The organism is Ramlibacter sp. G4-7, from assembly GCF_057784995.1.
This window is the reverse complement of record NZ_JBYNTT010000007.1, coordinates 204,426-225,807: the sequence shown is the minus strand read 5'-3', so window position 1 is coordinate 225,807 and position 21,382 is coordinate 204,426. Positions and strand designations below refer to the sequence as shown.

The window sequence follows — 21,382 nt, the reverse complement described above, 5'->3', positions numbered from 1 at the left end:
GCAGGCGTAACCTCCGGGCGCAGACGGGAACCGTCGGGAGAAACCATGCGCCAACTCGCCCTGCTGCTCTTGCTGTGCGCAGCCCCCGCCTTCGCCCAGGACATCCTGGTGGGCCAGTCGGCACCGCTCACCGGCGCCAACGCGGACCTGGGCAACGACATCCGCAACGGGGCCCTCGCCTATTTCAAGAAGGTGAACGATGCCGGCGGGCTGCCGCAGGGCCGCGTGCAGCTCGTCACGCTCGACGACCGCAACGACACCAAGGCGTCCGCGGAGAACACGCAGAAGCTGGTCAAGGAGCAGCAGGTCGTCGCCCTCTTCGGCTATGCGTCGTCCACGCTCAGTGTTCCGGCGATGCCCGCGGTGCTCGAGGGCAAGGTGCCGTTCTTCGCGCCCTTCACCGGCGCCGACACGATCCGCAAGCAGAACGACTACGTCTACACGATCCGCGCAACGTATGCGGACGAGATCGGCAAGATCATCAACTTCTGGGGCAACCTGGGTTCGACCCGGGTGACGGTGCTGCACTACGACGACACGGTGGGCAAGCAGAACTTCGAGACGGTCGCCGCCGTGCTGAAGAAGTTCGGGCGCGAGCCGGTGTCGGTGGCGATCAAGCGCAATGCCGACATCACCGACGCGAACTTCAACGCGGTGGTCGCCTCGGAGCCGAACGTGCTGGTGATCACGACCCTGTATGCGCCGGCCGCGCAGATGGTCAAGCGCCTGAAGGCGGCCAAGCGCGCGACGATGGTGACCAGCCTGTCGTTCGCCGGCGCCAGCCAGCTCGCCAAGGCGCTGGGGCCGGATGCCAGCGGCGTCTCGGTCGCCATCACGGTGCCGCCCCCGCGCATGCGCACGGTCCCCGTCGTCAAGGAATGCGACGAGGCCTGGGCCGCGGCCGGACACGCCGAGATGATGTCGGTGACGGCGCTCGAATCGTGCATCGCGGCCAAGGTGCTGGTCGAAGGCATGCGCCGCTCGGGCAGGGAGCTCACGCGCGCCTCGCTGCACCGCTCGCTGAGCGCGCTGGGCCGCTACGACGCCGGCGGCTACGTCGTGGACTTCAAGCCCAACTTCCACCACGGCGGCAGCTACGTCGGCATGGCCTTGCTGCGGCCCAACGGCGAAGTGCGCGACTGAGCTTCGGCGCGGACACCGGGTACCGCGCGCGCGTTGTGGCGGGCTACACCATGCGCACGATGTCGCGCTTCCTCCAGACCAGCTTGTAGTAGAGGGTCTGCAGCAGCAGCATCGCCGTGAAGGTGATCGGGTAGGCGATCCACACGCCGTCCAGGCCGCGCACGTGGCTCAGCCCGTACGCCGACGGCACTTCGATCGCCAGGATGCAGAAGATGGAAATCGCCGTCGGCACCAGCACGGCGCCGCTGGCGCGCATCACGCCGCTGAGCACGGACGCGCAGCCGAACACCAGGCTGCTCCACAACATGATGTGCAGCAGTTTCTGCGCCAGCTCGATGACCGGGTCGCTAGTGATGAACAGGCCCATGACCTGCCGCGACAGCAGGTAGCCGAGCACCACCAGCACGCCCGTGATCACCAGGTTCATCTTGAGCCCGGTGCGCGTGATGGCGCGCAGCCGGTCTGCGTGGCCGCGCCCGATGGCCTGGGCGCCCAGGATGGAGGCGGTGATCGCGATCGACAGCGCCGGGAACTGGACGTAGTTCACGACCTGGTTCACGGCGCCATAGGCCGCCGTGGCGTTCGAACCGTAGCCGTTGACGATGGACAGCAGCGCGATCTCGGCCACCGAGATCACGATCATCTGCACGCCCGTCGGCAGGCCGATCCGCACCACGAGCTTGAGCAGTTGCGGGTCGATGCGCAAGGCGCGCAGCAGTTCGCGGTCGGGCGCCAGCGCGTGGCCCTTGCGACGCAGATACCAGGCGAGGAAGGCGAGGGCGCACAGGAAGGACGCGATGGAAGCCGCGGCCGCGCTGGTCACGCCCAGTTGCGGCAGGCCGCCCCAGCCGCGGATGAAGGCCGGTGTCAGCACGCAGGAGACCGTGGTGGAAATGCCCAGCGCCCACAGCGGCGTGACGGTGTCGCCCACGCCGCGCAGCAGCTGCGTGAACAGGATGAACACCAGCAGTCCCGGCATCGCGAACATCATCGTGCGCGCGTAGCCCAGGGCCACGGGCAGCACGTCGGCCGGCGTGCCCAGCAGGCGCAGGAGTTTCTCCGTGAACGTGCCGCCGACCAGCGCGACCACGACGCCAAGCACGAGGCCCAGGGCGATCGCGGTGCCGGCGATCGCCTTGACCTTGTGGCGCTCCTGCGCGCCCCAGGCCTGCCCGATCAGGACGGAGGCGCCGGCGCCGACGCCGATCACCAGCGAGATGAAGAAGAACAGGATCGGGAACAGGCCCGCGACGGCCGCCAGCGCCTGCGTGCCCAGCATCTGGCCGACGAACACGTTGTTCAAGGTGCCCGACAGGCCCTGCAGGATGTTGGCGAGGATCATGGGCCCGAGGAAGAACAGGAAGGTCTTCCACAGGGGCTGGTGCGTCAGGGGGGCGGGAGGCAAGGGGTTGGGCTGTTCCATGCGCTTTGTCGTCTGGTTTTGCGCGATGCTGGCCGGCGCGCCGCGGCGCGGCCAGCGGCGCCGGGCGCAAGCGGGAGGCCGTGCTCGCCTACACGAACCTCAGCCGAGGACGGGCTTGTCCGGGAGTTCGTTCGGATTGGCGCTGCCGTCGGCGGGGAAGTGGCGCACCAGCAGCGCCGTGACGGCGTCGACCGCCTGCTGCAGCCCTTCTTCGTAGCGGCCGGCGCGAAAGGCCGCGCCCATGCCCTCGACGATCTGCCGCCACTGCGCATCGGGAACGTGGCGCGACAGGCCGCGGTCGGCGACGGCCTCGATCGCGTGCTCCGCGAGCAGCAGGTAGATCAGGACACCGTTGTTGTGCTCCGTGTCCCAGACGCCGAGCTTGCCGAACATGGCGACGGCACGCTCCCTGGGGGTGGCGCCGCGCCAGAGATAGCTCATGGGCAAGCCCGCTTCCACATAGATGCGGATCTCGCCCGTGTGGCGGCGCTCGCTGGCGGCGACCTGGGCCGACAGTTTTTCGACCAGCGCCGGCGGGATGGCCCGCCGGGTGTCGGCCTCGTCGAGCCAGCGGTGGCGCAAGATGCGTGCAAGGCGTCCCATGTCACCAGTTCCCCGAGGCGCCGCCGCCCCCGAAATCGCCGCCGCCGCCGGAGCTGAACCCGCCGCCACCGCCGCCGCCTCCCCAGCCTCCACCGCCCCCGCCACCGAAGCCGCCGGGGAAGATCACCGGCCCGCCAAAGCCGCCGCGCCGCCCGCCTCCGAATCCACCCGACAGGAGCGACAGCAGCAGCGCGACCACGCCGGCGATGGCGGCGATGGCCAGGCTGGACGTGAACAGCATCGCCAGCGCGCCGACGCCGCCGCCGGTCACCAGCGAGCCGAGCTTGCGGCCGAGGATGCCGCGCAGCACGCCGCCGGCGATGGGCACGGCGAAGAACAGGAAGATGGCGAGGTCGAACCAGTCGAAGCCGGCGCTGCCGGCATTGCGCTTCGCGCCGGGTTGTTGCGGAGCGGGCAGGGGCTCGCCCTGCACCCGCGCGATCAGCTGGTCGACGCCGGCCTGCAGGCCGCCGGCGAAGTCGCCCTGGCGAAAGCGCGGCGTGATCGCGTCGTCGATCACCTGCTTGGCCGCGAGGTCCGGCACCGCGCCTTCGAGCGTCTTGGCCACCTCGATGCGCACCTTGCGGTCTTCCTTGGCGACCACCACCAGGATGCCGTCGCCCACCTCCTTGCGGCCGATCTTCCAGGCATTGGCGACCCGGTTGGCGTAGCTCGCGATGTCCTCGGGCTGGGTGGTGGGCACCAGCAGCACCACCATCTGCGAGCCCTTGCGCTGCTCGAAGGCGGCCAGCTTCTCTTCCAGGCCCTTGCGCTGGATGGCGTCGAGCGTGCCGGTCTGGTCGACGACGCGCGCCGTCAGCTCGGGAACGGGCAGCACGTCCAGCGCCATCGCCAGCACGCCTGCCAGCAGCGCGAAGAAGAAGGCGAGGACGCGCTTCAAGGCATGTCCTCGCGCAGAAGGATGTCACCCCGGGCTGGGCCCGGGATCCATACGGCGCCGGCAGCTACGCCCCATGGATTGCGGGTCGGGCCCGCAATGACATGCATGGGCATGGTCAGCGCGAAGCAGCCGGTGCGGCGGGCGTCGCGGCAGGGGCGGCCGGGGCCGCGGGCGCTGCCGGCTTGCTGAAGTCCACCGACGGCGGCACGGAGATCTGCGCCTCGTTCTGCACGGTGAAGCCCGCCTTGGGCTTGTAGCCGAACACCATCGCCGTGAGGTTGGTCGGGAAACTGCGCGAGAGCACGTTGTACTCCTGCACCGCCTTGATGTAACGGTTGCGGGCGACCGTGATGCGGTTCTCGGTGCCTTCGAGCTGCACCCGCAGGTCGCGGAAGGACTGGTTGGCCTTCAGGTCCGGGTAGCGCTCGCTGACCACCAGCAGCCGCGACAGCGCCGAGGACAGCTCGCCCTGCGCCTGCTGGAAGCGCTGCATCGCCTCCGGGTTGTTCAGCGTCTCGGGCGTGACCTGCACCGAGGTCGCGCGGGCGCGGGCCTCGACGACGCGGGTGAGCGTCTCCTGCTCGAAGTTCGCTTCGCCCTTGACGGTGGCCACCAGGTTGGGCACCAGGTCGGCGCGACGCTGGTACTGGTTCAGCACCTCGGCCCAGGCCGACTTGGTCTCTTCGTCCAGCTTCTGGAAATCGTTGTAGCCGCAGCCCGTGAGGGATGCGAGCAAGGCCAGGATCAGCAGCCACTTCTTCATGTCGGTTCCTTCCGTCTCGGCGGGGATCGGGGACGGTAGCATAGATGGGATGCGGCAGGACCCGCTTCAAGTGCTGCGGGCTGCAGCCCCCCATGCCCCGATCGCGAAGGCCCCGAGTCTGCTCATTGCGGGCGCGACGGGGGTTCTCGGCAACGAAGTGTTGCGGCGCCTGGCCGGCTCCGGCCGCTATGCGTTCACCCAGGTGCTCGCCCGCGAGCCCATCACCGAAGGCATGCGCGGCGTGCGCACGACGCTGGTTCCATCGGACGATCCCGGTGAGTGGCCGCTCGCACCGGCGGACGTCGCGGTGGTGCTGTTCGACCCGCCGCGCATGTTCTACGAGCGCGAGCGCGCGTTGTGGACGCCCCGGCCGGAGCAGGTCGTCGCGCTGGGGCGCTGGCTGCGCGCCGGCGGCGTGCGCACCCTGGCGATCGTGCTGCCGCATGCGCCCGGCCGCCTGCCGGAAGCGCTCAAGCGGGGGCTGGCCAGCCTGGACGAACACGCGCTGGCAAGCCTCGGCTTCGAGCGGCTGCTGGTCGTGCGTTCGGCCCGCAAGCCGCCCGAAGTGCGGCAGGCCACCGCGCTGGCGCGGCTTGCGCACTGGATGCTGGGGATCTTCAAGTACATGGTGCCTTCCAGCGAGCAGCCGGTGCGCGCGGCCAAGGTCGCCGAGCTGGTTTCGGCCCTGCTGGTCCTCGCGCCGCCGGGCATCCACGTGGCCGCGCCCGATTTGGTGTGGCAGGCGGCGCAACAGGATGCACGGGAGGTGGTGCGCCGATGGTTGGGCTGACGGCAGGCTGGGGCACAATGGCTGCGGGATACCCCTCATGCGCAAGTCCAAGATCCAGGCCGCCAACCTCGAAGGCGACGCCGACGACATCGAAGCGGCCTTCTACGATGCCCTCCAGCGCGGGGACATCGATCGCCTCATGGCCTGCTGGGCGGACGAGGACGAGATCTTCTGCATCCATCCGGGCGGCCCGCGGGTCGTGGGGGCCACGGCCATCCGTGCGACCTTCGAGGCCATGTTCGCCGACGGCGGCACGGTGCGCGCCTGGCCCGAGCGGGCCCGCAAGATCGTGGCGGTGGCCAGCGCCGTGCACAATGTGCTGGAGCGTGTCGAAGTGCTGGGCGCCGCGAGCCCATCGGTGGCCTGGGTGATCGCCACCAACGTGTACCACCGCACGGCCCAGGGCTGGCGCCTCGTGGCCCACCACGCGAGTCCGGGCACGACCAGCGAGATCCAGGAAGTGTCGGATGCGCCTTCGGTCCTCCACTAGCGAGTTCATGCGCAACTACCGGGCGCCGTGGTGGCTGCCCGGCGGCAACCTGCAGACCATCTGGCCGGCACTGGTGGCGCGCCGCACGCGCGGACCCGTGCCCGAGTACCGGCGCGAGCGCTGGACCACGCCGGACGGCGACTTCGTGGACCTGGACTTCCTGGACACCGACGTCTCGCCGAGCCGGCCGCTGATCGTGCTGTTCCACGGGCTCGAAGGCTCGTCGCGCAGCCACTATTCGGAAGCCTTCGCCGACGTCGCCTGGCGCGGCAAGCTCACCTACGTGGTGCCGCACTTCCGCGGCTGCAGCGGCGAGATGAACCTGGCGCCGCGCGCCTACCACTCGGGCGACCACGAGGAGATCGACTTCATCCTGCGCGGCCTGCGTGCGCGCCACGCCGGGCCGATCGTCGCGGTGGGCGTCTCGCTGGGGGGCAATGCCCTGCTGCGCTGGGCCGCGGAAAACGGCGCGTCGGCCGCCGGCGTGGCGCAGGCCGTGGCCGCCGTGTGCTCGCCGCTGGATCTGGCGGCGGGCGGCCACAACATCGGGCGCGGCTTCAACCGCATGGTCTACACCACCATGTTCCTGCGCACGATGAAGCCCAAGGCGCTGGCCAAGTGGGCCCAGCACCCGGGCCTGTTCGACCGCGACGCGCTGATGCAGGCGCGCGACCTCTACGAGTTCGACAACATCTTCACCGCGCCGGTGCACGGCTTCACCAACACCGAGGACTACTGGGCGCGGGCCTCGGCCAAGCCGCACCTGGCGCGCATCCGCATCCCGGCCCTGGCGCTGAACGCGCTGAACGATCCCTTCGTGCCGGCCGCCAGCCTGCCGCGGGCCGAGGAGGTGTCGCCTTCGGTCACGCTGTGGCAGCCGAGCCATGGCGGCCATGTCGGCTTCCCGGCCGGCCCGGTGCCCGCCCACGTGCTGGCGATGCCGGAGGCGGTGACGGCCTGGCTGCTGCAGGCCGCGGGCATCACGACGGTGGTGCCGGAGCAGTGGCCGGAACTCCCGATGACGGTGCCGGCGGCGCTGTAGCGTCCCCGCGTCCAGCGTTTCAGCGCTTCACCGCCGCCACCGGCTTGACCGCCGACGCCGGCAATGCCGCCTTCGCCGGCGCCTTCGCAGCCGCGGCAGCCGACGCCGCGGCGGGCGCTTCGCGCCAGCGTGGCACGAAGGTCGTGCCGGCGGTGGGCGTGCCGGTGGTCGCCAGGTGCAGCGGCGAGAAGGCCGCCGCGATCGTCTGGCCCGGGGGGATCGGGGCGCTGGCGACCGCGGCGCTGGCCGGCCCCATCGCGGCGTTCGCGGCGTTCGCGGCAGCGGTGGCGCTGTTGACCGGAGGCCAGGCGAATTCGGAAGCGGGACGCGGCTGGCCCACGGGCGTGGTGGCCTTGCCCTGCTTCACCAGCGCGATGTCTTCCTCGCTCGGGTACTGGCCCAGGAGGAAGTAGTCGAAGGCGCGGCGCGCGATCGGCGCGGCGTTGGAGGCGCCGAAGCCGACGTTCTCCACGATCATCGCGATCGCGATCTTCGGGTCTTCCGCCGGCGCATAGGCCTCGTACAGCGCGTGGTCGCGGTGGCGTTCGTCCAGCTGCGAAGCGTTGTACTTGGCGCCCTGGGCGATCGTGAGCACCTGCGCCGTGCCGGTCTTGCCGCCGCTGGTGTAGCCGGCGCCCTTGAACGCCGCGGCCGACGTGCCCTCGATGTTCACCCCGACCATCGCCCTGCGGATCACCGCGAGGTTCTCGGGCTTGGCGGTGAGCTGCCCCACCTGCTGCGGCGGGACCAGCTGGCTGGCCTTGCTCGTGACGTCCACCACCTCGCGTACGAGGTGCGGCTTCATCCGCGCGCCCTGCGGGTTGGCGATGGTGGCCACCGCCGTCGCGATCTGCAGCATGGTGAAGTTGTTGTAGCCCTGGCCGATGCCCAGCGAGATGGTCTCGCCGGCGTACCACTTCTGCTGCTCGGGGCGGCGGTAGGCCTTGCGCTTCCACTCGGTGGACGGCAGCAGGCCCTTGGACTCGCCCTGGATGTCGATGCCGGTGATCTGGCCGAAGCCGAAGTGCGACAGCTGCTCGTGCATCAGGTCCACGCCCATGTCGTTGGCCAGCATGTAGTAGTAGGTGTCGCAGGACTGCACGATCGACCGGTACATGTCCACCATGCCGTGGCCGCCCGGCTTGTCGTCGCGGAACTGGTGGTTGCCGAACCAGAAGAAGCCCGGGTCGCTGATCGCCTGCTCCGGCCGGCGCTTGCCGGTCTCCAGCGCGGCCAGGGCCATGAAGGGCTTGAACGTGGAGCCGGGCGGATAGGTGCCGCGCAGCGCGCGATTGAGCAGCGGCTTGTCGATCGATTCGTTGAGCGCCTGCCAGTTGTCCTGGTCGATGCCGTCGACGAACAGGTTGGGGTCGAAGGTGGGCTTGGACACGAAGGCCAGCACTTCGCCGGTCTTCGGGTCGATGGCCACGAAGGCGCCGCGGCGGTCGCCGTACAGGTCCTCCACCAGCTTCTGCAGCTTGATGTCGATCGCCAGCTTGACGGTGTTGCCCGGTGTCGCGGGCGTGCTCGCCAGCTTGCGCACCGCGCGGCCGCCAGCGGAGGTCTCGACCTGCTCCACGCCGGTGACGCCGTGCAGCTGCTTCTCGAAGCTCTGTTCGACGCCGAGCTTGCCGATGTACTCGGTGCCGCGGTAGTTGGCCTGGTCCTCTTCCGCCCAGTCCTCGATCTGCTTCTTCTCGGGCTGGTTGATGCGGCCGATGTAGCCGATGGCGTGGGCCGCCAGCTCGCCCCAGGGATAGTTGCGGAACAGGCGCGCCTTGATCTCCACGCCGGGGAAGCGGTAGCGCTGCACGGTGAAACGCGCGACTTCCTCGTCCGTCAGCTTGGTGCGGATAGGGATCGAGTCGATGCTCTTGCCTTCCTCCAGCAGCTTCTTGAAGCGGCGGCGGTCCCGTTGCTGGATGTCGATGGTCTGCGCCAGCTCGTCGATCACGCTCTCCAGCGGCCTGGCCAGCCGCGACGGGGTGATCTCCAGCGTGTACGCGGAGTAGTTGGTGGCCAGCACGATGCCGTTGCGATCCACGATCAGCCCGCGGTTCGGCACGATCGGGACGATGGCGGTGCGGTTCGCTTCCGCCTGTTCGTCCAGGTCCACGTGCCGCACCACCTGCAACCATACGAGCCGCGAGATCAGCAGGATGAAGCAGATGAGCACGGCCGCGCTGGCGGCCAGCACGCGGCCGCGGAAGCGGGAGAGGTCGGCTTCGACGTTGCGCAGCTCGGTCATGGGGGTTCCGGCGTCGAGCTTGGGCGCTCGACCTACAGGGGCCGATTCTCGTCCGGATCCGGCGCCCTGCGTTGCGGCAGTAACAGCAGGACACTGATGACCGGCCAGAACACGGCCTCCAGCACCGGTGCCAGCAGGAACAGCGGCCCCGGCCAGGCGCCGCCGGCGATCATGCGGATGGCCAGCTCGATGGCGTGTGCCGCCGCGAACAGCGGCAGCACCTGGACGGCCTGCGAAGGCACCGTGAACCACAGGAGGCGGCGGTGCACGGTGATCGCGAAGTAGGTGAGGGTGGTGTACGCCAGCGCGTGCTGGCCCAGCAAGGAGGTCTGGTGTACGTCGACCGCCAGCCCGAACAGGAAGGCGACCACCACGCCGATGCGCCGCGGCTGGTGCACGCTCCAGAACACCAGCACCACCGCCAGGAAGTCGGGCATCCACGCCAGGCGGCCCAGGGGCAGCATGTTGACCATCAGGGCCACGAGCAGCGTGAACCAGATGAACAGGGGGTTGGCCGGCAGCAGCAGGGGCTGCCCGGGGCGCATGATCATGCGGGGGCGCTCCTCACTTGCGCGTCGACCGCTTGGCCGCCGGCTGCGCCGCGTCTTCCGGCGCCGGCCGCGGCGGGATCTGGTTCAGCAGCGACTTGAGCACCATCACGTGCCGCGCCCCGTCCACCTGCGCCTGCGGATAGCAGACGATGCGCGCGAAGGCGGAGTCGGGGCGGCGTTCCACCTTGGCGACCTTGGCGACCGGGATGCCGGGCGGATAGATGCCGTCGACGCCGCTGGTGGTGAGCAGGTCGCCGGGCTGGACGTCCGCGTTGGCGGCCATGTAGCGCAACTCCAGGCCGCCGCTGCCGTGCCGGCCCGCATCGCCGTAGGCGATGCCGCGGTTGCCGGTGCGGGTGTTCAGGACCGGGATGGCCTGTTCACTGTCGGTCACAAGCGTCACTTCGCTGATCAGCGGGTGCACGCGCGTGACCTGTCCGAGCACGCCGGATTCGTCGATCACCGGCGAGCCCGCATCGACGCCCTGCGCCATGCCCTTGTCGATGATCACCTTGCGCGTGTACGGGTCAGCGGCGTCGTAGAGCACTTCGGCGCTGATCGTCGGCGTGTTCAGGCGCTCGCGCAGCCCCAGCAGCTTGCGCAGTTGCGCGTTCTCGTTGAGAAGCTGTTCCACCTGGCCCGCGCGGGCGGACTGCAGGATCAGCTTGCGGCGCGCCGCTTCCTCGTTGTTCAGCGCGGAGTTCAGCGAGATGAAGTAATCCTCCACCGTGCGCACCGCGAGCACCGGGCGCATCGCGAGCCACTGCACCGGGAACAGCACCGTGGCCAGGGCGGCCCGCACCGGCTGCGTGAGGCGGAAACGCGCGTCCGCCACCATCAGGAACAGCGCCAGTGCGCTGCAGACCATCAGCTTGGAAAGCGCCGATGGTCCCTGCTTGAAGAATGGCGGAGGGGTGCGATCGAGGGTGCCGAGTGGCATGGGTCGGATTGTGCCCCTGCCCCGCTGAGCCGGGGCGTCGGACGATCACTCGCTCGTGAAGATCGAGCCCAGCCGTTCCATGCGTTCCAGGGCGATGCCGCAGCCCCGCACGACGCAGGTCAGCGGGTCCTCGGCGACCAGCACCGGCAGGCCGGTTTCCTCGGCGAGCAGGCGGTCCAGGTCGCGCAGCAGCGCGCCGCCGCCGGTGAGCATCATGCCCCGCTCGGCGATGTCGGCGCCCAGTTCGGGCGGGGTCTGTTCCAGCGCGTTCTTGACGGCGGAAACGATGTTGTTCAGGGGATCGGTCAGCGCTTCCAGGATCTCGTTGGACGAGATGGTGAAGCTGCGCGGCACGCCTTCGGAGAGGTTGCGGCCCTTGACCTCCATCTCCTTGACCTCGCTGCCGGGGAAGGCGGAGCCGATCTGCTTCTTGATGGCTTCGGCGGTGGGCTCGCCGATCAGCATGCCGTAGTTGCGGCGGATGTAGCTGATGATCGCTTCGTCAAACTTATCGCCGCCCACGCGCACGGAGCCCTTGTAGACCATGCCGCCCAGGGAGATCACGCCCACTTCGGTGGTGCCGCCGCCGATGTCGACGACCATGGAGCCGGAGGCTTCGGACACCGGAAGGCCCGCGCCGATCGCGGCGGCCATGGGTTCCTCGATCAGGTACACCTCGCTGGCACCGGCGCCCAGCGCGGATTCGCGGATCGCGCGCCGCTCCACCTGGGTGGAACCGCAGGGCACGCAGATGATGATGCGGGGGCTGGGCTTCAGGACGGACCGGGGATGGACCATCTTGATGAACTGCTTGAGCATCTGCTCGGTGACGGTGAAGTCGGCGATGACGCCGTCCTTCATCGGGCGGATCGCCTCGATGTTGCCGGGCACCTTGCCCAGCATCGCCTTCGCCTCGTGGCCCACCGCCTGGATGGTCTTCTTGCCCTGGGGCCCGCCCTCGTGGCGGATCGCCACCACGGAAGGTTCATCGAGGACGATGCCCTTGTCGCGAACGAAGATGAGGGTGTTGGCCGTGCCCAGGTCGATGGCCAGGTCCGTGGACAGATAGCGTCGGAAAGCTCCGAACATTGGGAAGGGTCCTCTTTTCTTCTGCGAAAGTGGCCGCGTTGCGCGGCCACTGCACACGACGGCGGAGCTTCGCTCGCCGAAGGCGGGATAATACCCCATCCCCTGTGCCGGACCCCTCTGCACGAGCCCCCGCAGCGCGTGCCTGTGGCGCTGGCGCAAAGACAAATTTCACCATGTCGCTCAACTCCCAAGACATCGCCCGCATCGCCAACCTGGCGCGGCTGGAACTTCAACCCGAGGAAAGCGCGCGCATGCTCGCCCAGATCAACGGCTTTTTCGCGATCGTGGAGAAGATGCGCGCCGTCGACACCGCCGGCGTCGAGCCGCTGCCCCATCCCGTGGCCACGGTGGTCGACGTGCACCTGCGCCTGCGCGAGGACGTGGCCAGCGAGCCGAACGCCCGCGAAGACAACCAGCAGAGCGCGCCCGCCGTGGAGCGCGGCCTGTTCCTGGTGCCCAAGGTGATCGAATGAGCGGCGCCTTGCACGAACTGGGCGTCGCGGCGCTGGCCGCCAGGCTGAAGGCCAGGGAAGTGTCGGCCACCGAGCTGGCGCAGCATTTCCTGGCGCGTGGAAAGCAGCACGCCGGCCTGGGCGCGTACCTCGCGACCGACGAGGCCGTGACCCTGGCGCAGGCGAAGGAAGCCGACGCACGGCGGTCCCGGGGCGACACGGGGCCGCTGCTCGGCGTGCCGGTGGCGCACAAGGACATCTTCGTCACCAAGGACTTTCCCAGCACCGCGGGCTCGAAGATGCTGCAAGGCTACCGGTCGCCGTTCGACGCGACCGTGGTCCGCAAGCTGGCCGAGGCGGGCATGGTGAGCCTGGGCAAGCTCAATTGCGACGAATTCGCCATGGGCTCGTCCAACGAGAACTCCGCCTACGGCCCGGTGCAGAACCCGTGGGACACGGGACGCATCCCGGGCGGGTCGTCCGGCGGCAGCGCCGTCGCCGTGGCCGCGGGCCTGGCGCCCGCCGCGACCGGCACCGACACCGGCGGCTCCATCCGGCAGCCAGCGTCCTTCTGCGGCATCACGGGCATCAAGCCGACCTACGGGCGCGCCTCGCGCTACGGGATGATCGCCTACGCCTCCAGCCTGGACCAGGCGGGGCCGATGGCGCGCAGCGCCGAGGATTGCGCCCTGCTGCTGTCCGCCATGTGCGGGCCGGACCCGGACCGCGACTCCACCTCGCTGGACGTGCCGGCGGAAAACTACTCGCTCGGGCTCGATGCTTCGCTGGAAGGCCTGCGCATCGGCGTGCCGCGGGAATTCTTCGCCGAAGGCGTGACCGCCGACGTGCGCGCGGCGATCGAGGCGGCCTTGCAGCAGTACGAGAAGCTGGGCGCCAGGCGCGTGGAGATCTCGCTGCCGCGGACCGAGCTGGCCATCCCGGTGTACTACATCATCGCCCCGGCGGAAGCGAGCTCCAACCTCGCGCGCTTCGACGGCGTGAAGTTCGGCCACCGCGCCAGGCAGTACGGCGACCTGCTGGACATGTACAGGAAGACCCGGGCCGAAGGCTTCGGCGACGAGGTCAAGCGCCGCATCATGGTCGGCACCTACGTGCTCTCGCACGGCTACTACGACGCCTACTACCTGCAGGCGCAGAAGATCCGCCGGATGATCGCCGACGACTTCCAGTCCGCGTTCCGGCAGTGCGACCTGATCGCGGGCCCGGTGGCGCCCAGCGTCGCCTGGAAGCTGGGCGGCCACGGCGGCGATCCGCTGGCGGACTACCTGGCCGACATCTTCACGCTGCCCGGCTCGCTGGCGGGCCTGCCCGGCATGAGCATCCCCGCCGGCTTCGGCGAAGGCGGCATGCCGGTGGGCCTGCAGCTCCTGGGCAACTACTTCCAGGAGTCCAGGCTGCTGAACGCGGCGCACCGCTTCCAGCAGGCCACGGACTTCCACCTGCGCCGGCCGGACGGTTTCTGATCGCCCTGAACGCACGATGACCAGCAAACTCATTCAAGGCTTCGAAGTCGTCATCGGCTTCGAGACGCACGCCCAGCTTTCGACCCAGAGCAAGATCTTCAGCCGCGCGCCGACGAAGTTCGGGGCCGAGCCCAACACGCAGGCTTCGCCGGTGGACCTGGCGCTGCCCGGCACGCTGCCGGTCATGAACCGCGGTGCCGTGGAGCGCGCCATCCGCTTCGGCCTGGCGATCGGCGCGCACGTGGCGCCGCGCAGCATCTTCGCGCGCAAGAACTACTTCTACCCCGACCTGCCCAAGGGCTACCAGATCTCGCAGTACGAGATCCCGGTGGTGCAGGGCGGCAACGTGGAGTTCTGGCTCGGTGACGAGAAGAAGTCCGTGCGCCTGGTGCGCGCGCACCTGGAGGAGGACGCGGGCAAGTCGCTGCACGAGGACTTCGTCGGCCAGTCCGGCATCGACCTGAACCGCGCGGGCACGCCCCTGCTGGAGATCGTGACCGAGCCGGACATGCGCTCGTCCGACGAGGCCGTGGCCTATGCCAAGGAGCTGCACAAGATCGTCACCTGGATCGGCATCTGCGACGGCAACATGCAGGAAGGCAGCTTCCGCTGCGACGCCAACGTGTCGGTGCGCAAGCCGGGCCAGCCGCTGGGCACGCGGCGCGAGATCAAGAACCTGAACTCCTTCAAGTTCATGAAGGAGGCGATCGACTTCGAGGTGCGCTGGCAGATCGAGCAGATCGAGGACGGCCTCGCCATCCAGCAGGCCACCGTGCTGTTCGACCCCGACACCGGCGAGACGCGCGCGATGCGGACCAAGGAGGATGCGGCGGACTACCGCTATTTCCCGGACCCGGACCTGCCGCCGCTGGTGATTCCCGCCGACTGGGTCGAACAGGTTCGCCAGGGCATGCCGGAGCTGCCGCGCGTCCTGGCGGCGCGCTTCGTGGGCGAGTACGGCCTGCCGGAATACGACGCGACCACGCTGACCCAGAGCAAGGCCATGGCCGCGTACTTCGAGGAAGCGGCCAGGGCGAGCGGCCAGGCCAAGCTGGCCAGCAACTGGATCATGGGCGAGGTCTCGCGCCGGCTGAACGCCGAGGAGATCGCGATCGAGCGCGCCCCGGTGGCCGCGGCGACGCTCGCGAAACTGATCCAGCGCATCGCCGACGGCACCGTCTCCAACAATGCCGCGCGCCAGGTGTTCGAGGCGCTCTGGAGCGGCGAGGGCAGCGACGTCGACGCCGTGATCGAAGCCAGGGGCCTCAAGCAGGTCAACGACGCCGGCGCCCTGGAAAAGATCGTCGACGAGGTGATCGCCGCCAACCCCGCCAACGTCGAACAGGTCCGCGCCGGCAAGGACAAGGCCTTCAACGCCCTGGTTGGCCAGGCCATGAAAGCCAGCAAGGGCAAGGCGAACCCGCAGCAGGTCGGGGAACTGATGCGCAGGAAGCTGGGGATCTGACCCCCCGTCGTCCCCTGCGCGGGGACGACGCTCAGCGCACCGGCGGCGCCTCGTTCGCCGCGGTCTCGCCGGGGGCCCACAGCTGCTTGAGCCGGGCGAGTTCCTCGTCGTAGCGGGCGGTGATGCGCTTCTTCTCTTCGTCCTGGGCAGCCATGAAGCGCTGTTGCGCGGCGATCTGCTGCTCGTTGTCGTCGATCTGGCGCTTGAGCTTCTGCGGCCACTGCTGCGGCGTCTTGTAGAACTCGGTCTCTTCGTCCAGCTTCTTGCGTTCGGCGCGCAGGTCCGCCACGCGCTTGCGGCCGGCGGCGATCACGTCGTCCACGGACTGCAGCGAGCGGGCGCGGTCGGCGTCGTGCACGGCCTGGCTGGGATAGCGCGCCACCAGCAGCTTGTACAGCCGCTTCTGTTCGGCCAGCCGCTGCTGCTGCTCCGCGGCCTTGCGCTCGCGCTCTTCGATCGCGGCGCGCTCGGTGGCGGTGGGCGTCGGCGGGATCACGCGGCGCACCGTGCCGCTGGGATTGAATTCGCGCTGTTCCCGGTCGGCGCATTCCGCGATCGGGCGGTCCGAGGTGATGCGGCGGCCCTTGCCGTCGATGCACATGTAGACCCCCTCGGCCCAGGCGCCGCTCAACGCCCCGGCCAGCAGGCAGGCGCAGGCAAGGCGGATCGGACCGGGCATGGGGGCTCCTTTTTTCAGCCGGCGCCGTAGCGGTCCCGGTAGTCCACCACCTTCACGTGGTACTGCCCGAGGTCATCGCCGGCGTGCTGCTCGAGATAATGCAAGAGGTCTGCCAGCCTCGCGATAGCGCAGACCCGCAGGCCGAGCTTTTCACGGACATATTGCACGGCGCTCCACGGCACGTCCTGGCCATTCTCCGTCGCCTTTTCCTGGCGGTCCAGGGCGATCGCCACCGCGTGCGGGGTCGCCCCGGCGGCCTGGATCAGGGCGATGGACTCGCGGGCGGCCGTGCCGGCGGACATGACGTCGTCCACGATCAGCACCCGGCCGCGCACCGGTGCGCCGACCAGGGTGCCGCCCTCGCCGTGGTCCTTGGCTTCCTTGCGGTTGTAGGCATACGGCACGTTGCGCCCCAGGCGCGCCAGTTCGATCGCCACCGCGGCGGCCAGGGGGATGCCCTTGTAGGCCGGGCCGAACAACATGTCGAACTCCACGCCGGAGGCGAGGATGCGCTGTGCATAGAATTGCGCCAGCCGCCCGAGCTTCTCGCCGTCGTCGAACAGTCCGGCGTTGAAGAAATAGGGCGACAGCCGTCCGGCCTTGGTCTTGAATTCACCGAAGCGCAGGACGCCCGACTGCACCGCGAAAGCCACGAAGTCCTGCGCCAGCCGGTCCTGGCCCGTCACCGCCACCATGGGAAATTCCTTGTTCAAACTGACCAGCCTCAACCTGAACGGCATCCGTTCGGCCGCCGCCAAGGGCGTCGAGGCCTGGGTCGCACAAACCAGTCCGGATTGTATTTGCGTGCAGGAGGTCAAGGCCCAGGCCGACGACGTGCGCGGCAAGCATGACAGCCTGGCCGGCCTCAAGGGCCACTTCCACTTCGCGCAGAAGAAGGGCTATTCGGGCGTGGGCGCCTTTGCCCGCCACGAGCCCAGCGACGTGGTCGTGGGCTTCGGCTGCCCGGAGTTCGACGACGAAGGCCGCTACGTGGAACTGCGCTTCGACACGCCGCAGCGCAAGCTGTCCATCGTCAGCTGCTACTTCCCCTCGGGGTCCTCGGGCGAGGACCGGCAGGCCGCCAAGTTCCGCTTCCTCGACGTGCTCGACCCGCACCTGGTCGCCCTCAAGCAATCCCGCGAGTTCATCCTGTGCGGCGACATCAACATTGCCCACCAGGAAAAGGACCTGAAGAACTGGAAGGGCAACCGCAAGAACAGCGGTTTCCTGCCCGAGGAACGCGCCTGGATGACAAAACTGTTATCCGAAACGGGCCTCGTCGACGTTTATCGTCACCTGCACCCGGACACCACGGAGGCCTGTTACACGTGGTGGAGCAACCGCGGCCAGGCCTGGGCCAAGAACGTGGGCTGGCGCCTGGACTACCAGATCGCCACGCCCGCACTGGCAGGGACGGCCCGCGACGCGGCCATCTTCAAGACCGCCCGCTTCAGCGACCACGCGCCCCTGACCATCCACTACGAGCTGGGGCTCTGAGCCCGCGCCGGCTCACGCGGTGAGCGTGCGCAGGATGTCCGCGTACCAGGCGGTGTTCAGGCCCAGCGACTCGTCCACGTTCTGCTCGCGGGTGCGCATGTCCAGCCGGGCCGAATGGATTCCGAGCAGCTTCCACGGCAAGGCGGGATCCCCTGTCGGGTCGTGCAGCACCACGGGCGCGCCGCTCGCGCCACGATGCATGCGCGCGTCGGTCAGGAAGCACCCTTGCCCCTGGAAGCGCACGCCGAAGGCCGACGCCACCACCGCCTGCCGCGCCACCGGCAGGCGGTGCAGCGTGTCGTAGAAGCCCAGCGGAAAACCGAGCACGAGCAGCGGGGTGCCGATGGTGATCTCCTCCAGCGGTCCTTGCAGGTGCGCGCTGCTGAAGGCGTGCAGGACCGCGCCCGCGGGCAGGCTGCCTGGGTCCAGCTCGAGCGTCGCGACGTCGATCTCGCCGCCCGAATCCCGCGCCTGCCGCCAGACGCTCTTTTGCTCGCGGTAAAGCGGCACCGAGACGACGGCGGAGCGGGTCAGGTCGACCGCGTCCGTGTGCAAGGTGATCTCCACGCGGTCGGGATGGTGGGACGTGGCCTGGTCCACCAGCACGTGGCGCGAGGTGACCAGGAACAGGCGTTCGTCGCGCCGGAAGAAGAAGCCGCTCGCGGCCGTGAGCAGGCGCGAGCCATCGAAAGTGGACACCCGCGCAGCGGCGAGCAGCAACGGATCGATCATGGCTTGTTGTATCACGCCGGTGGCGATTCCTGCCTGGCAAGCCGGTGCACCAGGAAGAAGTCGACCATGGCGGCGGACGCGCCCGGACCCGAGGGGTCCGTGTGCGAGCCGCTCGCGCTGCCGCCGGACCAGGCGTGCGCGCCCGCGGCGATCTCCCAATGCTCGAGCCAGCGGACCTGGGCGGCATCCGCGTAGACGGTGCGTGTCGCGGTGCGCCCGCCCTCGCGCACCTGCTGTTGCTCGCGCTGCAGGGAGATGCCGGCCGCGGCCGCCCGCGCAGCGGCTTCCTCGATGACGTGCCGGCCGTTGTCCGGGTGGACGGTGCGATCCGCCCGGCCGTGGAACACGATGGTCGGAACCGCCGCCTTCGACGCCGCGCCGGCTCCCGGCTTGCGTGCCGCCTTGCGCATTACGGCGTGGGCCGACGGCACATCGGTGGCGGCTGCCGCCGGCAGGCCGGAGTGCACGCCCGCGGCCGCGAAGACCTCCGGATACAGCTGGGCCACCAGCACCGCCATGGCGCCCCCAGCCGACAGGCCGGCCACGTACACCCGCTGCGCGTCGCCATTGCATCGCTGCACGACGTGCGTCGCCAGCGCCGCGATCATCGCCGGCTCGCCGCGGCCGCGCTGCTGGTGCGAGGGGTCGAACCAGTTCCAGCAGCGCATGCTGTTGGAGCGCGCCAGCTGCTCGGGATAGACGACGATGCAGCCGCGCTGCGCCGCCACCTCGTTCATCGTCGTGCCGGCCGCGAAGTCGGTGGCGTCCTGCGTGCACCCGTGCAGCATCACGATCACCGGCAAGGGTTTGTCGTCCGTCCGAGCCGGCACGTAGAGACGGTAGGTGTAGCTCAGCCCGCCGGAGGAGAAACGGTGGCTCTCCAGGGCGGGCCTGCCGGGCTCCTGCCACGCGCGGCCGCCCTCACCGTGGGCTGGCGCTGGCGCCGGCGTCGCGACCTCCTCGCGGGCGAATTCGCTGCGCGGAGGCTCGGCACCGCGCCCGGCACGCGCCGGCAGTTCCCGGAACTCCACGTCGGTGATGTCGAGAGCGGAGGCGGCGACATGCGCACGGGAGGTGGCGGGCCATGGCGGCGCGGTGCCCGGTTCGGGCGATTGCGGCGTCAGGCCATGGAGGGCGCGCTGGATGGCGCTGGTGGCCTCCATCAGCTTGCCGTCGCGGGTGAGTTCGGTCGCCCGTTTCAGTTCTTCGATCGAGATGTACATCGGCTTCCCTGGTGTTATGCTGCACTGCACCAAGCACATATCGTCGCAGCGAAGGCTTGCAAGCCCCCGCGAAGAAAAGAATTGATCTCCGAACACGCAACGGCCACGGCCGGACACGCAACGGGACGGTCAGCGTGATCGTGCGCGACCGCCCCCGGGGCCTGCAGCTTTTCTACATCCTGCGCGGTTCGGTGCTGCCGCACATCGCCTGGGAGCTGGCCACCTGCACCGCCGTCGCGGCGCTGGTGACGCTCACGCACGGCTTCGTCTACCAGTGGAAGATCACGCTGACGACGGTGCCGTTCTCGCTGATCGGCCTGGCCCTGGCCATCTTCCTGGGCTTTCGCAACAACGCGGCCTACGACCGCTACTGGGAGGCGCGCAAGCTCTGGGCCGACCTGCTTTACCGCTCGCGCAGCCTCGCGCGCCAGGTGCAGACGCTGCTGCGCTTCGACGCGCCGGCCGGGCCCGACGATCGCGACGACCCGCGCCACCGCATGGTGATGCGCACCATCGCGTTCGCCTCGGCGCTGCGCCACCAGCTGCGCTGCACGGACGCCAGGCCGGACATGCGCCGGCTGCTGCCGGCCGAAGAGGCCGAGGCCCTTGCGGCCGTGCGCTTTGGCGCCGACTGGCTGCTGCGCCGCCAGGGCCAGGACCTGGGCGCCTTCCTGCGCGCGGGCCGGGTCGATGCACCGGTCGCGGCCGACATGGACCAGGGCCTCAGCGCCATGGCGGGCATCGCGGCGGGCTGCGAGCGCATCAAGTACACGCCCATCCCCTTTCCCTACACCCTGCTGCTGCACCGCACGGCCTGGCTCTACTGCTTCCTGCTGCCCTTCGGCCTGGTCGATTCGGTGGGTTTCATGACGCCCTTCGTGGTGGCCATCGTGGCCTACACCTTCTTCGGCCTGGACGCGCTGGGCGACGAGATCGAGGAACCGTTCGGCACCGCCGACAACCACCTGCCGCTGGATGCCTTGTGCCGCGAGATCGAGGTGAACCTGCTGGAGGCGCTTGGGGTGCGCGAGCTGCCGCCGCTGCTCGAGCCCGCGCAAGGGCGCCTCAGCTAGCGCGCGCGCTCACCAGCAGCGCCTGCGCGTGGCCCTGGTAAGGATGGCCGCCGCGCCGCGCGAGCTCCGCCGTCGCCAGGCTCACCACTTCGTGCACGTCCACGCCGCGCTGCGTGATCAGGGCGGCGCGCGGCGTGCCGAGCAAGAGGCCGGTGGCGATGCGCCGGGGGTCCACACCTTCGATCGGATGCCGCACCGTCTCGATCACCGTGTCGACGAAGCCCGCGGCGTCCAGCATGCGGGACAGGGCGGCGACGTCGTTCATCTCGTAGGGGACGCGAAAGCGCATCTCGGTATCGCCGGGAAAGCGCGACTCCATCGCGTCGCACACCGCCTGGCAGTGCGGGTTGTTCTCGATGCCGTCCCACACGCTGAACACGAACGGCGCACCGGGCGCGAGCACGCGGCGTGCCTCGCGCAGGGCCTGCTGCCGATCCGGCGGGAACATCATTCCGAACGCGCAAGCCGCCGCGGTGAAGGCGCCGTCCTCGAACGGCAGGGCCAGCATGTCGGCGATGCGCCATTCGATGCCCTGGACCGCGCGCAGCTGCTCGCGCGCATATTCGAGCATCGCGGGGCTGAGATCGGTGGCGACCAGCGTGGCTGCCGCGGGCAGGCGCCGCCGCAGGGGGGCTGTCAGCGCGCCGGTGCCGCATGCGAGCTCCAGCACGCGGCCCGCACCGACGTCCGCCAGGCGCTGCAGCAGGTGCGCGGCGAACGGTCCGAACACGAGCGGGCCCAGGCACTCGTCGTAGAACTGCGGCCCGGTGAAGCCGGCTGGGGGTGCGGACATG

At 69.6% G+C, this 21,382-nt stretch carries 22 protein-coding genes; 9 read left to right on the top strand and 13 right to left on the bottom strand.

Translation table 11 applies throughout. The annotated features are described in order from the left end of the window. Positions 1-45: 45 nt before the first annotated feature. Positions 46-1,143, top strand: coding sequence for an ABC transporter substrate-binding protein (locus tag AC3EGR_RS12080; protein ID WP_488546719.1), 1,098 nt, complete (start codon positions 46-48; stop codon positions 1,141-1,143). A 43-nt stretch (positions 1,144-1,186) separates the two neighbouring features. Here AC3EGR_RS12080 and AC3EGR_RS12075 read toward each other — a convergent pair whose 3' ends face one another. The 4 genes from AC3EGR_RS12075 to AC3EGR_RS12060 all read right to left on the bottom strand — a co-directional run bounded on the left by AC3EGR_RS12075 (position 1,187) and on the right by AC3EGR_RS12060 (position 4,833). Then, the gene (locus AC3EGR_RS12075) at positions 1,187-2,566 is read right to left on the bottom strand and encodes an MATE family efflux transporter (RefSeq protein ID WP_488546718.1); all 1,380 of its coding nucleotides are present in this window, start codon (positions 2,564-2,566) and stop codon (positions 1,187-1,189) included. 99 nt (positions 2,567-2,665) lie between these two features. Further along, a complete protein-coding gene (locus AC3EGR_RS12070) occupies positions 2,666-3,169 on the bottom strand; it encodes a TPM domain-containing protein (protein WP_488546717.1) in 504 nt (167 codons plus the stop codon). A 1-nt stretch (position 3,170) separates the two neighbouring features. Beyond that, on the bottom strand, positions 3,171-4,019 hold the full coding sequence (locus AC3EGR_RS12065) for a TPM domain-containing protein (RefSeq protein WP_488546769.1): 849 nt from the start codon (positions 4,017-4,019) through the stop codon (positions 3,171-3,173). A 166-nt stretch (positions 4,020-4,185) separates the two neighbouring features. Next, on the bottom strand, positions 4,186-4,833 hold the full coding sequence (locus AC3EGR_RS12060) for a LemA family protein (RefSeq protein ID WP_488546716.1): 648 nt from the start codon (positions 4,831-4,833) through the stop codon (positions 4,186-4,188). 157 nt (positions 4,834-4,990) lie between these two features. Between AC3EGR_RS12060 and AC3EGR_RS12055 the strand changes: the two genes are divergently transcribed. Genes AC3EGR_RS12055 through AC3EGR_RS12045 form a run of 3 tightly spaced genes read left to right on the top strand, consistent with a single transcriptional unit; the run spans position 4,991 to position 7,155 of the window. Continuing rightward, positions 4,991-5,623: a hypothetical protein gene (locus tag AC3EGR_RS12055; protein WP_488546715.1), complete on the top strand. Its 633-nt coding sequence runs from the start codon at positions 4,991-4,993 to the stop codon at positions 5,621-5,623. Positions 5,624-5,660: 37 nt separating this feature from the next. Next, a complete protein-coding gene (locus AC3EGR_RS12050; RefSeq protein WP_488546714.1) occupies positions 5,661-6,113 on the top strand; it encodes a YybH family protein in 453 nt (150 codons plus the stop codon). Next, positions 6,091-7,155, top strand: a complete 1,065-nt coding sequence (locus AC3EGR_RS12045; RefSeq protein WP_488546713.1) for a YheT family hydrolase — start codon at positions 6,091-6,093, stop codon at positions 7,153-7,155. The genes AC3EGR_RS12050 and AC3EGR_RS12045 overlap by 23 nt, the downstream gene beginning before the upstream one ends. 19 nt (positions 7,156-7,174) lie before the next feature. On the opposite strand, the gene mrdA is transcribed toward AC3EGR_RS12045, so the two are convergent. The 4 genes from mrdA to AC3EGR_RS12025 are packed head-to-tail and all read right to left on the bottom strand — an operon-like array spanning position 7,175 to position 11,983. Then, positions 7,175-9,403 (bottom strand): penicillin-binding protein 2, encoded by a 2,229-nt coding sequence (mrdA, locus tag AC3EGR_RS12040; protein ID WP_488546712.1) that lies wholly within the window; start codon positions 9,401-9,403, stop codon positions 7,175-7,177. Between the two features lie 32 nt (positions 9,404-9,435). After that, positions 9,436-9,954 carry a rod shape-determining protein MreD gene (gene mreD / locus AC3EGR_RS12035; RefSeq protein WP_488546711.1) on the bottom strand — a complete coding sequence of 173 codons (519 nt, stop codon included), beginning with the start codon at positions 9,952-9,954 and terminating at the stop codon, positions 9,436-9,438. A 13-nt stretch (positions 9,955-9,967) separates the two neighbouring features. Then, positions 9,968-10,894, bottom strand: coding sequence for a rod shape-determining protein MreC (gene mreC / locus AC3EGR_RS12030; protein ID WP_488546710.1), 927 nt, complete (start codon positions 10,892-10,894; stop codon positions 9,968-9,970). A gap of 45 nt (positions 10,895-10,939) precedes the next feature. Continuing rightward, a complete protein-coding gene (locus AC3EGR_RS12025) occupies positions 10,940-11,983 on the bottom strand; it encodes a rod shape-determining protein (RefSeq protein ID WP_488546709.1) in 1,044 nt (347 codons plus the stop codon). A gap of 173 nt (positions 11,984-12,156) precedes the next feature. On the opposite strand from AC3EGR_RS12025, the gene gatC reads away from it, so the two are divergent. From gatC to gatB, 3 genes are read left to right on the top strand one after another with little or no spacing between them, the layout of a single operon-like run. Continuing rightward, positions 12,157-12,456, top strand: a complete 300-nt coding sequence (gatC, locus tag AC3EGR_RS12020; protein ID WP_488546708.1) for an Asp-tRNA(Asn)/Glu-tRNA(Gln) amidotransferase subunit GatC — start codon at positions 12,157-12,159, stop codon at positions 12,454-12,456. After that, on the top strand, positions 12,453-13,919 hold the full coding sequence (gatA, locus tag AC3EGR_RS12015) for an Asp-tRNA(Asn)/Glu-tRNA(Gln) amidotransferase subunit GatA (protein ID WP_488546707.1): 1,467 nt from the start codon (positions 12,453-12,455) through the stop codon (positions 13,917-13,919). Before gatC ends, gatA begins: the two co-directional genes overlap by 4 nt. Before the next feature lie 16 nt (positions 13,920-13,935). Further along, positions 13,936-15,384: an Asp-tRNA(Asn)/Glu-tRNA(Gln) amidotransferase subunit GatB gene (gene gatB, locus AC3EGR_RS12010; RefSeq protein WP_488546706.1), complete on the top strand. Its 1,449-nt coding sequence runs from the start codon at positions 13,936-13,938 to the stop codon at positions 15,382-15,384. Positions 15,385-15,415: 31 nt separating this feature from the next. Here the strand turns inward: gatB and AC3EGR_RS12005 are convergent, their stop codons facing one another. Both AC3EGR_RS12005 and pyrE read right to left on the bottom strand, forming a co-directional pair. Then, entirely contained in the window at positions 15,416-16,063 is a 648-nt protein-coding gene (locus AC3EGR_RS12005; RefSeq protein ID WP_488546705.1) for a DUF4124 domain-containing protein, read from the bottom strand. A 14-nt stretch (positions 16,064-16,077) separates the two neighbouring features. Next, positions 16,078-16,758, bottom strand: coding sequence for an orotate phosphoribosyltransferase (gene pyrE / locus AC3EGR_RS12000; RefSeq protein ID WP_488546704.1), 681 nt, complete (start codon positions 16,756-16,758; stop codon positions 16,078-16,080). A 10-nt stretch (positions 16,759-16,768) separates the two neighbouring features. Between pyrE and AC3EGR_RS11995 the strand changes: the two genes are divergently transcribed. Then, on the top strand, positions 16,769-17,560 hold the full coding sequence (locus AC3EGR_RS11995; RefSeq protein ID WP_488546703.1) for an exodeoxyribonuclease III: 792 nt from the start codon (positions 16,769-16,771) through the stop codon (positions 17,558-17,560). A 12-nt stretch (positions 17,561-17,572) separates the two neighbouring features. On the opposite strand, the gene AC3EGR_RS11990 is transcribed toward AC3EGR_RS11995, so the two are convergent. Both AC3EGR_RS11990 and AC3EGR_RS11985 read right to left on the bottom strand, forming a co-directional pair. Continuing rightward, positions 17,573-18,292, bottom strand: coding sequence for a trypsin-like peptidase domain-containing protein (locus AC3EGR_RS11990; RefSeq protein WP_488546702.1), 720 nt, complete (start codon positions 18,290-18,292; stop codon positions 17,573-17,575). 11 nt (positions 18,293-18,303) lie between these two features. Next, positions 18,304-19,515 (bottom strand): extracellular catalytic domain type 1 short-chain-length polyhydroxyalkanoate depolymerase, encoded by a 1,212-nt coding sequence (locus AC3EGR_RS11985; RefSeq protein ID WP_488546701.1) that lies wholly within the window; start codon positions 19,513-19,515, stop codon positions 18,304-18,306. 134 nt (positions 19,516-19,649) lie between these two features. Here AC3EGR_RS11985 and AC3EGR_RS11980 point away from each other — a divergent pair, with 134 nt between their 5' ends. Next, positions 19,650-20,588 (top strand): bestrophin family protein, encoded by a 939-nt coding sequence (locus AC3EGR_RS11980; protein ID WP_488546700.1) that lies wholly within the window; start codon positions 19,650-19,652, stop codon positions 20,586-20,588. Here AC3EGR_RS11980 and AC3EGR_RS11975 read toward each other — a convergent pair. Next, a complete protein-coding gene (locus AC3EGR_RS11975; protein WP_488546699.1) occupies positions 20,581-21,381 on the bottom strand; it encodes a class I SAM-dependent methyltransferase in 801 nt (266 codons plus the stop codon). The two genes, AC3EGR_RS11980 and AC3EGR_RS11975, sit on opposite strands and share 8 nt — an antisense overlap. Position 21,382: the final 1 nt, after the last annotated feature.